Raw genomic sequence first — 13,777 nt, 5'->3', positions numbered from 1 at the left:
AGCTCCGTCACAGTCGTCCCGGAACCTCCCTCGGGCCGGAGGATCCGCCGCCGGGACGGCCGGAAAGGGTGGCAGGAGCAGCCTCACCACGCCTTTACACTTCTGTAGACGAGGAACATCCCGGGTCGTACCGGGCGGGAAGACGAACAGAGGGAACGCCGCAGGCATGTCAGCAGGCACACCTACCACCGTGGTCCGTCAGGGCCGGCGCCGCGCGAACGGGGCGCTGGAGGGCGAGGTCCTCACGGCGCTGCAGCGGGCCGAGGGCCCGCTGACCCCCCGCGAGGTCCAGGGCCGGCTCGCGGGCGAGCTGACGTACAGCACGGTGGTGACGATCCTGTCCCGGCTGCACGCCAAGGAGGTGCTCACCCGCACCCCGCGCGGCCGGGCGTACGCCTACGCCCCCGTGACCGACGACTGCGGGCTGGCCGCCCGCCGGATGCACAAGGTCCTCGACGGCCGGCCGGACCGGGAGGCCGTGCTGACCCGCTTCGTCACCGAGCTGACCGCCGTGGACGAGGCCCTGCTGCGGCAGCTGCTGGCGGTCGGCGGCCGCTAGTCGGGGCGCCGCCCGGGCCCGCGACGCCCACGCCCCTCCCGCACGGTTCCTGACGTCTCATCACGCCCACAGCCAGACGCGGCGGTTGCGGGCCACCGTGTGGATGCGGGCCACCCGGTCCGGGTGCAGGGCTCCGCCCAGGGCGCCGAGCTCGGGGACCTCCCGCTCCCGCAGGACCCGTACACCCTCCGGCGCGGCCGGCACCTCCACGCTCGCGGCCCCGACGACCACCAGCACCGGCCGTACCCGCACCGGGAAGCCGCAGCCCCGGGAGAGCACCAGCGACGAGCGCGCCGCGTCCCGCCGCGCGTCGCGTACGTGCGGGCGCGGCCGGCGCTCCCGGGCCACGCGGACCAGGGTGTCGTCGACCAGGACCCGCCGCTTGCGGGCGTGCTTCACCCCGACGCAGAAGACCCCGCCGGGGCCGATCAGCAGATGGGCGATGATCGCGTCGCCCGGCAGGACGATGGAGTGCACCACCTCCCAGCCGCCCGCCGTCAGCTCCTCCAGCGCCGTCCCGACGAGCTGCTCACCGGCCAGCGCCGTGCGCCACTCGTCCTCCACGGGCCTGCGCCCGAGGAGACGGGCGAGGGTGAGCCGGGTCCGGCCGGTGCCGGACGCGTCGAGCCGCGCGCGGAGCGTCTCCCCCGGGCGGTTCGGGGCGAGATCGTCGTCGGGCGGCAGGAACAGCCGCTCCGGATCATAGTTCTTGCCGTCCCCGGTCCTCTTCGCACCCGGCCGCTCGCGCACTCCTACCACCCCCATCCGCCATACTGCCGCAGAAGTGCGGGAACCAACCCAATTTCCCGCCCGTTGAACCGAGTGAGGTCCCGCGACGTCCCCCCGATCGCGGGGCCTCGCCCATGCCCGGCGCCCCCGGCGGGCGGGCCCGGACGGCGTCCGTACGGCACAGCTCTTCGGGCGCATTGCGACCGACACTGCTCCGTGGTGCTTTACATCATCAACTGCCGAACCAATTATCCCTTTTGTTGCATTTGACGTGAAGGGATGACCAGTGCGAGCAGTAGCCCTGTACGGAATCCTCGGGTCCCTGGTCCTCACCGGACTCACCACCCCCGCCGACGGCGCCGGCCCCGCCCTCCCACCGGAGGGCCGGGCCGAGGCGCGCGGCGTGGCCCTCGCGGCCGAGCGGGCCGCCGCCAAGGGCATCGCCTTCGGCGCCTGCCCGGCCTTCGAACAGCTCCCGGAGTCGATCCGGTGCGGCACGGTGTCCGTACCGCTGGACTACGCCCACCCCGACGGCAAGCACATCCGCCTCACCGTCAGCCGCTCCTCGGCCACCGGCACCCCCGCCCAGCGCCAGGGCTCCCTGGTCTACAACCCCGGCGGGCCGGGCAGCTCCGGCATGTGGTTCCCGCTGCTCGCCGGGCTCGCGCAGTGGCAGGCGACCGCCCGGGCGTACGACTTCGTCGGGTACGCGCCGCGCGGCGTCGCCCGCTCGGCGCCGCTGTCCTGCATGGACCCGAAGCGGTTCGCCAAGGCCCCCACCCCGGCGCCGAAGCACCCCTCCGCCGCCTACAAGAAGAAGCGCGTCGCGCAGGCACGGGCGTACGCGCTGTCGTGCGCGCGGAAGGCGGGCAGCAGCCTCCAGTACTTCACGAGCCTCAACAACGCCCGTGACCTCGACGTGCTGCGCGCCGCGCTCGGCGAGAAGCAGCTCTCCTACATGGGGGCGTCGTACGGCACGTACTTCGGCGCCCTGTACGCCACGCTCTTCCCGGGGCACGTGCGCCGCATGGTCTTCGACAGCGTGGTCGACCCCCGCACCAGCCAGATCTGGTACCGCAACAACCTCGACCAGTCCGCCGCCTTCGAGACCCGCTGGGCCGACTGGCGGCGCTGGGCCGCCCGGCACGACGACGTCTACCACCTGGGCAGCACCGCCCAGCAGGTGCTGGCCTCGTACGACAAGGCGCGGGCACGGCTCGCCCGGCACCCCGCGGGCGGGACGGTCGGGCCGGGGCAGCTGCAGTCGGCGTTCCTCAAGACCGGCTACGCCGACAGTTTCTGGGCACGGGGGGCCAACGCCCTGTCCGCGTACCTGCGCGGCGACGACGAGCCGCTGCGCGTACTCGCCGCGCCCGACCCCGAGGCCGCCCGGGCGGAGGAGAACAGCAATGCCGTCTACACCGCAGTGGAGTGCAACGACGCGCCCTGGCCGCGCTCCTGGGCGGTATGGAACCGGGACAACACCCGACTCGCCCGCCGGGCACCCTTCGAGACGTGGGACAACGCCTGGATGAACCTGCCGTGCGCGTTCTGGCAGGCGCACCAGCAGCGGCCGCTGGCGATCCGGGTGGCGAAGGGCGCGCTGCCACCCACGCTGCTGCTGGCCGCCGAACGGGACGCGGCCACGCCCTACCGGGGAGCGCTGGAACTCCAGCGCAGGCTGCCGGGCTCGGCGCTGGTCACCGAGCGCGACGCGGGCACGCACGGCCTCGCGGGCGGCCCGAACACGTGCATCAACGGCCACACCGAGCGCTACCTGCTCACCGGTGCGGTCCCCGGGCGCCGCACCTTCTGCGCGGCACGCCCGGAGCCGCAACCGACGAGCGGCACGACGCGGACCTGACGGCCCGCCGCCCGACTAGGCCAGACCCGCGACCAGCTCGGCGACGGCCCTGCGGCGGCCCGTGTAGAACGGCACCTCTTCACGGACGTGCATGCGGGCCTCCGACGCACGCAGGTGGCGCATGAGGTCGACGATGCGGTACAGCTCGTCGGCCTCGAAGGCCAGGATCCACTCGTAGTCGCCGAGCGAGAAGGAGGCGACGGTGTTGGCGCGCACGTCCGGGTAGCCGCGGGCCATCTTGCCGTGGTCCGCGAGCATGCGGCGGCGGTCCTCGTCGGGCAGCAGGTACCAGTCGTACGAGCGCACGAAGGGGTAGACGCTGACGTAGTCGCGCGGCGTCTCATCCGCGAGGAACGCCGGGATGTGCGACTTGTTGAACTCGGCGGGGCGGTGCAGCGCCATGTTCGACCACACCGGCTCCAGCGCGCGGCCGAGCTTCGTACGGCGGAAGAGGTTGTACGCGTCCTGAAGGGCGTCCGAGGTCTCCGAGTGCCACCAGATCATCACATCGGCATCGGCCCGCAGACCCGACAGGTCGTACGTACCGCGCACGGTGACGTCCTTCTCGGCGAGCTGCGCGAACAGCTCCTCCACCTCGTCGGCGTAGCCCGCCCGGTCCTGGGGCAGGACGTCACGCAGCTTGAACACCGACCAGAGGGTGTAGCGGATGACCTCGTTGAGGTCCTTGGCCTTCTTGCCGGCGTTCGGGGTCTTCTGAGGGGCGTCAGTCATGTCCCTATTCTCCCCCGCGGCCTTCGGCGCCCGCCGCCAGGGTCCCGAGGACCTCGTCGGCGGCCCGGTGACCGCTGGCAATGCAGGCCGGGATGCCGACACCGTCGTAGGCGGCGCCACAGACCCGCAGGCCGGGCAGGCTCGCGACGTGCTCGCGGATGCGGGCGACCCGGTCGAGGTGTCCCACCGGGTACTGCGGCAGCCCGCCGTGCCAGCGGGTGACGCGGCTCTCGACGGGCGTCGCCGCGAGGCCGACCGCGTCCCCGAGGTCCTTGAGCGACATCGACACCAGCTCGGCATCCTCGCGCGTCAGATCGTCCTCGTCACCGAACCGCCCGATCGAGGTACGCAGGACGAAGAGATCCGGGTCGGCGTCCGCGTTCCACTGCCACTTGTTGCTGGAGAAGGTGGACGCCTTGATCTTGCGGCCGTCGACGGGGGGCACGAGGAAGCCGCTGCCGTGCGCGATCCCTTCGACGTCCGGGCGGCGGAAGGCCAGGGTGACCAGGGCCATCGAGGCGTACTCGACGGCGGCCAGCTCGGCGGAGGCCGGGCGGCACACGTACCCGAGCAGGCGGGCCGCGTCGTGCGCGGGGGTGGCGAGGACGACGGCGTCCGCCGTGACCGTCCCCGTCCCCAGCTCGATCCGCCAGCCGTCGGCCTCGCGCCGCACGTCCACCACCGGCGTGTCGAGACGGATCTCCCCGCCCGCCGCACGCACGGCGTCCGCGACGGCGAGGGGCAGCCGCCCGACGCCACCGGCGATGCCCATGAAGACCGGCCGGGCCGCCCCGGCCCGCCCCGCTCCGCCGTCCCCGACCTCCCGGCCGGCTCCGCCGGAGGCGGCCCCGTCGCCCTGCGCCTGGACGGCACGTACGCCTTCGGTCAGCGAGCGATGGGTGCGCGCCGCCTCGAAGAGCTTCGGGACGGCCGCCCGCATCGAGATCCGATAGGCGTCGCCCGCGTAGACGCCGCCCAGGAGCGGCTCCACCAGCCGGTCCACGACCTCACGGCCCATCCGCTCCGCCACGTAGGCACCGACGGCGACGTCCTCACCGGTCTCCGTGTGCGGCAGCTCCTCGTCCCGGGCGATCCGGGCGAGGCCCTCGTCGGAGAGCACCCCGGAAGCGGCCAGCGGGGCGAGGACGCCGGGCACGCCCATCAAATGGCCCTTGGGCATGGGCCGCAGGGCACCGCGCGTCCACAGCGCCGCCGTCGCGACGGCCGGCGGCTGGAGCCGGTCGGCGAGGCCGACCGCGCGGGCCAGGTCGACGGCCTCCGGCCGCCGCGCCAGCATCGACTCCGCCCCGAGGTCCACCGGCACGCCCGCGATCTCGCCCGCCAGGAGCTTGCCGCCGAGCCGGCCCGACGCCTCCAGGACCGTGACCCTCGCGCCGCCCCGCGACAGCCGGTGGGCCGCCGCCAGCCCCGAGATCCCGCCACCGATGACGACCACATGGTTCGTACGCGTGTCCACTGCGCTCATGGGCCCACTCTCTCAGACACCGCCGCACGTCCCCGGGGCCCCCGTACGCCCATTGACAGGGCTCGGCGGCCAGCCGAGACTCGTCACCGGCCGATCATGAACGAGCGTTCACTGGGCGAACACGTGCGGTGGCGCGCATGGACACGACGTCGACCGCCGACCGCCCGACCGCTGATGGAGAAGCCATGAACGACCGCATCCGCGACGTCTACATCGTCGACGCCGTCCGCACCCCCGTCGGCAAGTACGGCGGCGCCCTCGCCGCCGTCCGCCCCGACGACCTCGCGGCACACGTCGTACGGTCCCTCCTCCAGCGGGCTCCCGAGCTCGATCCGGCCAGGATCGACGACGTCATCCTCGGCAACGCCAACGGCGCCGGGGAGGAGAACCGCAACGTCGCGCGGATGGCCGTGCTGCTCGCGGGGCTGCCCGTGACCGTGCCCGGCGTGACCGTCAACCGGCTGTGCGCCTCCGGCCTGGAGGCGGTCGTGCAGGCGTACCGCGCCATCGCCCTCGGTGACGCGTCGGTGGTCGTCGCGGGCGGCGTCGAGTCGATGAGCCGCGCCCCCTGGGTGATGCCCAAGCCCGAGCGGGCCTTCCCGGTCGGCGACCAGCGGATGTACTCGACGACCCTCGGCTGGCGGATGACCAACCCGGCCATGGAGCCGCGGTGGACGACCTCGCTCGGCGAGGGCGCCGAACTGATCGCGGACAAGCACGGCATCACCCGGGAGCAGCAGGACGCGTTCGCGCTCGCCAGTCACGAGAAGGCGGCGCGGGCGTGGAAGGAGGGCGCCTACGACGCGGAGGTCGTGCCCCTGCCCGGCGTCCCGCTGCCGCGTGACGAGACCATCCGCGACGCCACCTCCCCCGAGGCCCTGGCGCGGCTGAAGCCCGTCTTCCGTGCGGAGGGCGGCACGGTCACCGCGGGCAACTCCTCGCCGCTGAACGACGGTGCCGCCGCGCTGCTGCTCGTGGACGAGGAGGGGCTGCGGCTGACCGGCCGCGAGCCGCTGGCCCGGGTGCGGGCCTCGGCCGTCACCGGCATCGAACCGGATCTGTTCGGCCTCGGCCCCGTCGAGGCGGTACGGCGGGCGCTGGCCAAGGCGGGCCGCGGCTTCGGCGACGTGACCCACTTCGAGCTCAACGAGGCCTTCGCCGCCCAGGCCCTGGGCTGTTTCGCGGAATGGCCGGATCTCGACCCCGGCATCGTCAACGCCCGTGGCGGGGCGATCGCGATCGGCCATCCGCTGGGCTGCTCCGGCGCCCGGCTGGCGGGCTCGATCGCCCACCAGCTCGCGGCGGCGGGCTCGGGTACGGGGCTGGCGGCGCTGTGCATCGGCGTGGGGCAGGGACAGGCGCTGGTCCTCGAACGCTGACCGGGGGAAGCGGGCCGGCGGCGGTCGCCGACTGGCCTGGAACCCCCGGGAGACCGGCGCGTGGGGATCAACCGCCCGCGCGCCGGGGTAGGTCCTGGCCATGGCAGCCTCCGAACCGTTAGTGCAAGGGACCGGCCGTGATGGCGCGGGCTTCGCCGGGGTCACGGCCGGCGACGGGCCGGGCGGCGTCCGTCCGTACGTCGGCCGTGTCGAGCGCCACCCCCTGCAGCCGCCCGTCCCCCTGGTCCTCGATCCCGACGCCGTCGAACGGCGCGCGCCCGTCTTCGGCGCGGCCGATGTGAGCCCGCTCGACGCCGATCTGACCCTCGGGCACCGCGGGGAGCCGCTGGGTGAGCGGATCACCGTCGGCGGTCGGGTCCTGGACGGCCGGGGACGCCCGGTGCGCGGCCAGTTGGTGGAGCTGTGGCAGGCCAACGCCGCCGGCCGCTACGTCCACCGGGCGGACCGGCACGCGGCGCCGCTCGACCCGAACTTCACGGGCGCGGGCCGGTGCCTCACCGACGACGACGGCCGCTACCGCTTCACCACCATCCGGCCGGGCGCCTATCCCGATGTCACCCATCACAACGCCTGGCGCCCCTCCCATCTGCATTTCTCCCTCTTCGGTACCGCGTTCACCCAGCGCCTGGTCACCCAGATGTACTTCCCCGGCGACCCGCTCCTGCCCCACGACTCGATCTGGACCTCCGTCCGCGACGCGAGTGCCCGCCGACGCCTGGTCGCCGCCTACGACCCCGGGCTGAACGAACCCGAGCGGTCCCTGGGCTACCGCTGGGACATCGTCCTGGACGGGCCGGACGCCACCTGGGCCGAGGAGGGCCGCTGAATGTCCCTGCCCGCCACCCCCTCGCAGACCATCGGCCCCTTCCACGGCACCGCCCTGCCGTTCCCCGGCGGCGGCGAGGCGGCCCCTGTCGGACACCCGGACACGATCACCGTGCACGGTTGCCTCAGCGACGGCGACGGGGCACCCGTGCCCGAGGCGCTGCTGGAGTTCTGGCAGGCCGCCCCGGACGGTTCGCTCGTGGGCGCGCCCGGCAGCCTGCGGCGCGACGGTGCCGCGTTCACGGGTTTCGGCCGTGTCGTCACCCGCGACGACGGCCGCTACACGCTGCGCACCCTGCCGCCCGGCGGGGCGCCGTATCTCGCGCTGTGTCTCCTCGTGCCGGGCCTGACACGTCATCTGTTCACCCGCGTCTACCTCGCCTTTCCCGAGCACGACCCCTTGATCGAGGCCCTGCCGCCCGCCCGGCGCGCCACCCTGCTGGCCGCACCGGAAGCGGGCGGGCACCGCACGTACCGCTTCGACATCCGGCTCCGGGGCGGCGCCGAAACGGTGTTCCTCGCCTTCCCCGACCGGGGCGGACGGCCCGGTCCCCCGTAGCTTGGGGGTTGACGGACGACGAGAGGACGGGGACGCGATGGCGGTGCGGCGACTGGTGATCGTCGGAGGGGACGCGGCGGGCATGTCCGCGGCCTCGCAGGCCCGCAGGCTCAAGGGACCCGACGAGCTGGAGATCACGGCGTTCGAGCGGGGGCACTTCACCTCGTACTCGGCCTGCGGCATCCCGTACTGGGCGGGCGGCGTGGTCGACGGGCCGGACGCGCTCATCGCCCGTACCCCCGAGGAGCACCGCCGGCGCGGCATCGATCTGCGGACGCGTACGGAGGTGACGGAGCTGGACGTGGCCGGGCAGCGGGTGCGGGCGCGCGATCTGGAGTCCGGCACCGAGCGCTGGCACGGCTTCGACGGGCTCGTGCTGGCGACGGGCGCACGGCCGGTCCGGCCGCCGATCGAGGGCATCGACGCGCGCGGGGTGTACGGGGTGCAGACCCTGGACGACGGCCGGGCGCTGATCGACGGGCTGGCGAAGCTCGACCCGGCGGGCCCGCACCGCGCGGTCGTGATCGGCGCCGGGTACATCGGGGTGGAGATGGCGGAGGCGCTGAGCCTGCGCGGCTTCGAGGTGACGGTGATCGAGCGGGCCGCGCAGCCGATGGCCACCCTGGATCCGGACATGGGCGCCCTGGTCCGGGAGGCGATGTGCGGGATGGGCATCGAGGTGGTGACGGGGACCGAGGTCACCTCGCTCGTCACCGGCCCGGACGGCCCGGACGGCCCGGAGAGCGCAGTCACGGCGGTCGTCGCCGGGGAGCGGGAGTTCCCGGCCGAGGTCGTGGTGCTGGGACTGGGGGTGCGCCCGGAGACGTCCCTGGCCCGGGCGGCGGGGCTGCCGCTCGGCGATTCGGGCGGTCTGCTGACGGATCCGGCGATGCGGGTGCGCGGCCACGGGAACATCTGGGCGGGGGGTGACTGCGTGGAGGTCTGGGACCTGGTGGCCGGCCGCACCCGGCACATCGCCCTGGGCACGCACGCCAACAAGCACGGTCAGGTGATCGGCTCGAACGTCGGCGGCGGCTACGCCACGTTCCCCGGCGTGGTCGGCACGGCCGTGAGCAAGGTGTGCGACCTGGAGATCGCCCGTACGGGCCTGCTGGAGGCCCAGGCCACGGCGGCCGGGCTGCAGTTCGTGACCGCCACCGTGGAGTCGACGAGCCGCGCCGGGTACTACCCGGGCGCGCGCCCGATGACGGTGAAGATGCTCGCCGAGCGCCGGACGGGCAGGCTGCTCGGCGTCCAGATCGTCGGCCGGGAGGGCGCGGCGAAGCGGGTGGACGTCGCGGCGGTGGCACTGACGGCCCGCATGACGGTGGACCAGATGACGGCTCTGGACCTGGGCTACGCCCCGCCGTTCTCCCCGGTGTGGGACCCGGTGCTCGTCGCCGCGCGCAAGGCGGCCGCGGCGGTGGCCGGAGGGGCTTGACCGCCAGGCCCCTCCGGGGCCGCCTTTGCCGCCTACGGCGGTGAGCGCCCTGCGGGCGCGTCCTCAAACGCCGGGCGGGCTGGTTGTGGCTGAGCTCAGCCACAACCAGCCCGGGGCAGCCGCCGACCAGGACCGGCCGGCCAGCCAGGCCCTAGCGCGCCGTCTGCTCGTGCACGTACGCGACCAGGCGGGTCAGCGCGTCCGGGTCGGTGGTGGGAAGCACGCCGTGGCCGAGGTTGAAGACGTGGCCCTCCAGCTTCGCCGCCGCGTCCAGGACCTCGCGGGCCTTGGTCTCGACCGCCTCGTGGCCGGCGAAGAGGACGGCCGGGTCGAGGTTGCCCTGGAGCGCCTTGCCGGGGCCGACGCGTCGTGCGGCCTCGTCCATGGGGATGCGCCAGTCGACGCCGACGACGTCCGCGCCGGCCTCGCCCATGAGGCCGAGGAGCTCGCCCGTGCCGACGCCGAAGTGGATGCGCGGCACGCCGTAGTCGGCGACGGCGTCGAAGACCTTCGCCGAGGCGGGCATGACGGAGCGCCGGTAGTCGGCCGGGGCCAGGGCGCCGACCCAGGAGTCGAAGAGCTGCACGGCCGAGGCGCCGGCCTCGATCTGCACCTTCAGGAAGGCGGCGGTGATGTCCGCGAGGCGGTCGAGGAGGTCGGCCCACAGCTCGGGGTCGCCGTACATGAGCGCCTTGGTGTGCTCGTGGTTGCGCGACGGGCCGCCCTCGACGAGGTAGCTGGCCAGCGTGAAGGGGGCGCCGGCGAAGCCGATGAGCGGGGTGGCGCCCAGCTCGGCGGTGAGCATGCCGATGGCCTCGGTCACGTACTTCACGTCGTCGGCGTCGAGCGGGCGGAGCCGCTCGAGGTCGGCGCGGCTGCGGATGGGCTGTGCCACGACCGGGCCGACGCCGGGCTTGATGTCGAGGTCGATGCCGATGGCCTTCAGCGGGACGACGATGTCGCTGAAGAAGATCGCGGCGTCGACGTTGTGGCGGCGCACGGGCTGGAGGGTGATCTCGGTGACGAGGTCGGGGCGCATGCAGGACTCCAGCATGGCGGTGCCCTCGCGGACCTTGCGGTACTCGGGAAGGGAGCGTCCCGCCTGCCGCATGAACCAGACCGGGGTATGCGGTACGGGTTCGCGTCGGCACGCCCGCAGGAACGCCGAGTCGTGCGCCGCGGTGCGGCCGGTCTGAAGCTGGCTGCGCTCACTCATGCCCCAAATCTTCGCACGGGCCGAACGAGTGACCCGCCCGTGTGGGTGTCCTACCCGGAAGAGCGGCCTCTTCCGCCTAGTCTTCCGGGCATGGCTGCGGCGCAGGGACACCTCTCGGACGGTCCGGACGACGCGGACGGGGAGGGCTCCCCGTCCGTCTTCCGGCAGGCGGTCGCCGGGCTGCAAGGAGTGCGCCTGCGGCCGGAGATCGAACTCGACGCCACCCCGCCGCCCCAGCGGCTCGCCCCCTTCTCGTACGCGCTGGAGGCGGCGGTCGTCGTGGACGACGAGGAGCTGGCGGACGGGCGGCTGATCCTGCTGCACGATCCGGCGGGGCACGACGCCTGGGGCGGTACGTTCCGGATGGTGACGCTCGTGCACGCCGATCTGGAGCCGGAGATGGCGGCGGACCCGCTGCTGCCGGAGGTCTGCTGGTCCTGGCTGACGGGCGCGCTGGAGGCCCGCCGGGTGCCGTACGGCGCGCCGAGCGGCACGGTGACCCGGGCCGGGTCGCACTACTTCGGCGGGCTCGCGGAGCGGGAGCCGTCGACGCGGATCGAGATCCGGGCGTCGTGGTCGCCGACCGACACCAGCGGCCCGGGGGGCATGCCGCAGGCGCCGGACACCGCGGCGCACCTCGCGGCCTGGTGCGATCTGCTCTGTCAGATCGCGGGACTGCCGCCGGGCGGGCCGCCGGACGCCGGGGTCGTGACGCTCCCGCAGCGGCGCGGTCCGCAGAGCCGTTGATCGGTCAGCCGTCCGAATTGCCCGAATTGTTACTCATCAATTCGTGATCATTCCCTAAAGGCGGGACGGTTGGGTGCCGAAGAGGCTTGTGACCCTTCCCATACGGATCGCCCCGGCTTAGCCCCAAGTCGGCACCGTCACCGCCACTCCCCCTGGAGGCCTGGTGTCCGTTCTCCTCGAGCAACCTGCGAGCCTCGCCTATCGACCGACCAAGCCGACGGCCATGGTCGTCGTCGCCGACCCCCGCGTCCGCTCCACCGTCACCCGTCATCTGTGGGCCCTGGGCGTGCGGGATGTGATCGAGGCCTCGTCCATCGCGGAAGCCCGCCCCCGCGTCGGCAGCCCGCGCGACATCTGTGTGGCCGATGTCCACCTCCCCGACGGGTCCGGCCTCACCCTGCTCTCCGAGACCCGCGCGGCGGGCTGGCCCAACGGCCTCGCCCTGTCCGCCGCGGACGACATCGGCGCCGTACGCAACGCCCTCGCGGGCGGTGTGAAGGGCTACGTCGTCACCGGCACCCGCACCAACCTCGGCCTCCCCGGCCGCCCCGGTGCCGCCCCCATCGGCTCCGCCGCCGCGGCCCGGATGCACCGCCGCCCGCCGGGCGCCCCCGGCCACCCCGGCGGCTACCGCGAGCTGTCCGGCCGCGAGGTCGAGGTCCTGAGATTGGTGGCGGAGGGCCAGTCCAACAAGGCGATCGGCGTCTCGATGGGCCTGTCCGCCCTCACCGTCAAGAGCCATCTCGCCCGCATCGCGCGCAAGCTCGGCACCGGCGACCGGGCCGGAATGGTGGCCGTCGCACTGCGCACCGGCATCATCCACTGACCCCGCGAAAGCGCATCACGCCCGTCGGCGGAACGTTCCGTCGACGGGCGCTTGCCATACACAGATACCCTTGACCGGTGACCGACGCCCAAGAGACCGCAGAAGACACGACACTGCGAACCACCGGGGGCGCTCCCCCGGACGACGTCGATTCGGCGCCGATCCCCTTGCTGGAACCACGCGAAGGCATCCCGCCGGTCGTCGCTGACAACGATGCCCTGGCCGAGGTCGTCGCGGCGTTCGCAGCAGGCACGGGACCCGTCGCCGTCGACGCCGAGCGCGCCTCCGGCTACCGCTACGGCCAGCGCGCCTACCTCGTCCAGCTGCGCCGCGAAGGCGCCGGCTCCGCACTGATCGACCCGGTCGGCTGCCCCGACCTCTCCTCCCTCGGCGAGGCCGTCGCCGACGCCGAGTGGGTGCTGCACGCCGCCACCCAGGACCTGCCCTGCCTCCGCGAGATAGGGATGACGCCGTCGCGGCTCTTCGACACGGAGCTCGCGGGACGGCTCGCGGGGTTCGCACGCGTGGGCCTCGGGGCGATGGTCGAGAACGTCCTCGGCTACGCCCTGGAGAAGGGCCACTCCGCCGTCGACTGGTCGACCCGCCCGCTGCCCGACCCGTGGCTGCGCTACGCGGCGCTCGACGTCGAGCTGCTCGTGGACCTGCGCGACGCGCTGGAGGAGGAGCTGGACCGGCAGGGCAAGCTGGAGTGGGCCCGCCAGGAGTTCGCGGCCATCGCCGCGGCCCCGCCCGCCCCGCCCCGCAAGGACCCCTGGCGCCGCACGTCCGGCATGCACAAGGTGCGCAGGCGCCGGCAGATGGCCGTGGTCCGCGAGCTGTGGACCGCGCGCGACCAGATCGCACAGCGCCGCGACGTCTCGCCGGGCAAGGTGCTCAGCGACGCCGCGATCATCGAGGCCGCGCTCAACGTGCCGCCGAACGCCCACGCGCTCGCGGCCCTGACCGGCTTCGGCCACCGGATGAGCCGTAAGCAGCTCGAGCAGTGGCAGGCCGCCGTCGACCGCGCCAAGGCGATCCCGGACGCGGAACTGCCGCAGCCCGGCCAGCCCCTGACGGGCCCGCCGCCGCCGCGCGCCTGGGCGGACAAGGACCCGGTCGCCGCGGCGCGGCTGTCGACGGCCCGCGCGGCGGTCTCGGCCCTGGCCGAGCGGCTGACGATGCCGCAGGAGAACCTGATCACGCCGGACACGGTCCGCAGGCTGTGCTGGGAGCCCCCGAAGGACCCGACGCCGGAGGCCGTGGCCGAGATCCTCGCCGCCCACGGCGCCCGCCCCTGGCAGATCGAACAGGTCACCCCCGTCCTGGTGACGGCGCTGACCGCACCGGTGGCCTAGCCGGTCGCCCGCACGGGGCCCCTGCCCTGCCGAAACGG

Annotated in this window: 13 protein-coding genes; 9 read left to right on the top strand and 4 right to left on the bottom strand. The window is 73.9% G+C overall.

The features are described 5' to 3' along the window. Nucleotides 1–166: 166 nt before the first annotated feature. Nucleotides 167–559, top strand: coding sequence for a BlaI/MecI/CopY family transcriptional regulator (locus FHS38_RS29765; RefSeq protein WP_184738814.1), 393 nt, complete (start codon nucleotides 167–169; stop codon nucleotides 557–559). 60 nt (nucleotides 560–619) lie between these two features. Here the strand turns inward: FHS38_RS29765 and FHS38_RS29760 are convergent, their stop codons facing one another. Continuing rightward, a complete protein-coding gene (locus FHS38_RS29760; protein WP_184738812.1) occupies nucleotides 620–1,324 on the bottom strand; it encodes a nuclease-related domain-containing protein in 705 nt (234 codons plus the stop codon). 250 nt (nucleotides 1,325–1,574) lie between these two features. Between FHS38_RS29760 and FHS38_RS29755 the strand changes: the two genes are divergently transcribed. Beyond that, the gene (locus FHS38_RS29755; RefSeq protein ID WP_184738810.1) at nucleotides 1,575–3,152 is read left to right on the top strand and encodes an alpha/beta hydrolase; all 1,578 of its coding nucleotides are present in this window, start codon (nucleotides 1,575–1,577) and stop codon (nucleotides 3,150–3,152) included. A 15-nt stretch (nucleotides 3,153–3,167) separates the two neighbouring features. Here FHS38_RS29755 and hemQ read toward each other — a convergent pair whose 3' ends face one another. Further along, on the bottom strand, nucleotides 3,168–3,884 hold the full coding sequence (hemQ, locus tag FHS38_RS29750) for a hydrogen peroxide-dependent heme synthase (protein ID WP_184738808.1): 717 nt from the start codon (nucleotides 3,882–3,884) through the stop codon (nucleotides 3,168–3,170). A 4-nt stretch (nucleotides 3,885–3,888) separates the two neighbouring features. Beyond that, on the bottom strand, nucleotides 3,889–5,370 hold the full coding sequence (gene hemG, locus FHS38_RS29745; protein ID WP_184738806.1) for a protoporphyrinogen oxidase: 1,482 nt from the start codon (nucleotides 5,368–5,370) through the stop codon (nucleotides 3,889–3,891). A gap of 185 nt (nucleotides 5,371–5,555) precedes the next feature. Here hemG and FHS38_RS29740 point away from each other — a divergent pair, with 185 nt between their 5' ends. From FHS38_RS29740 to FHS38_RS29725, 4 genes are all read left to right on the top strand, one after another. After that, entirely contained in the window at nucleotides 5,556–6,749 is a 1,194-nt protein-coding gene (locus FHS38_RS29740) for a thiolase family protein (RefSeq protein ID WP_184738804.1), read from the top strand. A gap of 100 nt (nucleotides 6,750–6,849) precedes the next feature. Next, the gene (pcaH, locus tag FHS38_RS29735) at nucleotides 6,850–7,596 is read left to right on the top strand and encodes a protocatechuate 3,4-dioxygenase subunit beta (RefSeq protein WP_184738802.1); all 747 of its coding nucleotides are present in this window, start codon (nucleotides 6,850–6,852) and stop codon (nucleotides 7,594–7,596) included. Beyond that, nucleotides 7,597–8,154, top strand: a complete 558-nt coding sequence (gene pcaG, locus FHS38_RS29730) for a protocatechuate 3,4-dioxygenase subunit alpha (RefSeq protein ID WP_184738801.1) — start codon at nucleotides 7,597–7,599, stop codon at nucleotides 8,152–8,154. A 37-nt stretch (nucleotides 8,155–8,191) separates the two neighbouring features. Further along, nucleotides 8,192–9,595, top strand: coding sequence for an FAD-dependent oxidoreductase (locus tag FHS38_RS29725; RefSeq protein WP_184738799.1), 1,404 nt, complete (start codon nucleotides 8,192–8,194; stop codon nucleotides 9,593–9,595). A 151-nt stretch (nucleotides 9,596–9,746) separates the two neighbouring features. On the opposite strand, the gene hemE is transcribed toward FHS38_RS29725, so the two are convergent. After that, complete coding sequence (gene hemE, locus FHS38_RS29720) at nucleotides 9,747–10,811, bottom strand: uroporphyrinogen decarboxylase (protein ID WP_184738798.1); 1,065 nt, start codon at nucleotides 10,809–10,811, stop codon at nucleotides 9,747–9,749. Between the two features lie 90 nt (nucleotides 10,812–10,901). Here hemE and FHS38_RS29715 point away from each other — a divergent pair, with 90 nt between their 5' ends. The 3 genes from FHS38_RS29715 (at nucleotide 10,902) to FHS38_RS29705 (ending at nucleotide 13,739) form a co-directional block, all read left to right on the top strand. Beyond that, nucleotides 10,902–11,558, top strand: a complete 657-nt coding sequence (locus tag FHS38_RS29715; protein ID WP_184738796.1) for a DUF3000 domain-containing protein — start codon at nucleotides 10,902–10,904, stop codon at nucleotides 11,556–11,558. Between the two features lie 163 nt (nucleotides 11,559–11,721). After that, on the top strand, nucleotides 11,722–12,384 hold the full coding sequence (locus tag FHS38_RS29710; protein WP_130881701.1) for a response regulator transcription factor: 663 nt from the start codon (nucleotides 11,722–11,724) through the stop codon (nucleotides 12,382–12,384). 77 nt (nucleotides 12,385–12,461) lie between these two features. After that, nucleotides 12,462–13,739 (top strand): HRDC domain-containing protein, encoded by a 1,278-nt coding sequence (locus tag FHS38_RS29705; RefSeq protein ID WP_184738794.1) that lies wholly within the window; start codon nucleotides 12,462–12,464, stop codon nucleotides 13,737–13,739. Nucleotides 13,740–13,777 lie beyond the last annotated feature (38 nt).

This window comes from Streptomyces netropsis (genome assembly GCF_014203545.1).
Classification (GTDB): Bacteria; Actinomycetota; Actinomycetes; order Streptomycetales; family Streptomycetaceae; genus Streptomyces; species Streptomyces netropsis.
The sequence above is the reverse complement of the archived record's forward strand: the minus strand, read 5'-3'. Positions and strand labels throughout refer to the sequence as shown.

Bases quoted from the DNA above. Each gene is read 5' to 3' on its own strand.
- FHS38_RS29765 (WP_184738814.1), top strand. From the start codon at position 167: ATGTCAGCAGGCACACCTACCACCGTGGTCCGTCAGGGCCGGCGCCGC.
- FHS38_RS29760 (WP_184738812.1), bottom strand. From the start codon at position 1,324: ATGGGGGTGGTAGGAGTGCGCGAGCGGCCGGGTGCGAAGAGGACCGGG.
- hemQ (WP_184738808.1), bottom strand. From the start codon at position 3,884: ATGACTGACGCCCCTCAGAAGACCCCGAACGCCGGCAAGAAGGCCAAG.
- hemG (WP_184738806.1), bottom strand. From the start codon at position 5,370: ATGAGCGCAGTGGACACGCGTACGAACCATGTGGTCGTCATCGGTGGC.
- FHS38_RS29740 (WP_184738804.1), top strand. From the start codon at position 5,556: ATGAACGACCGCATCCGCGACGTCTACATCGTCGACGCCGTCCGCACC.
- pcaH (WP_184738802.1), top strand. From the start codon at position 6,850: ATGGCAGCCTCCGAACCGTTAGTGCAAGGGACCGGCCGTGATGGCGCG.
- pcaG (WP_184738801.1), top strand. From the start codon at position 7,597: ATGTCCCTGCCCGCCACCCCCTCGCAGACCATCGGCCCCTTCCACGGC.
- FHS38_RS29725 (WP_184738799.1), top strand. From the start codon at position 8,192: ATGGCGGTGCGGCGACTGGTGATCGTCGGAGGGGACGCGGCGGGCATG.
- hemE (WP_184738798.1), bottom strand. From the start codon at position 10,811: ATGAGTGAGCGCAGCCAGCTTCAGACCGGCCGCACCGCGGCGCACGAC.
- FHS38_RS29715 (WP_184738796.1), top strand. From the start codon at position 10,902: ATGGCTGCGGCGCAGGGACACCTCTCGGACGGTCCGGACGACGCGGAC.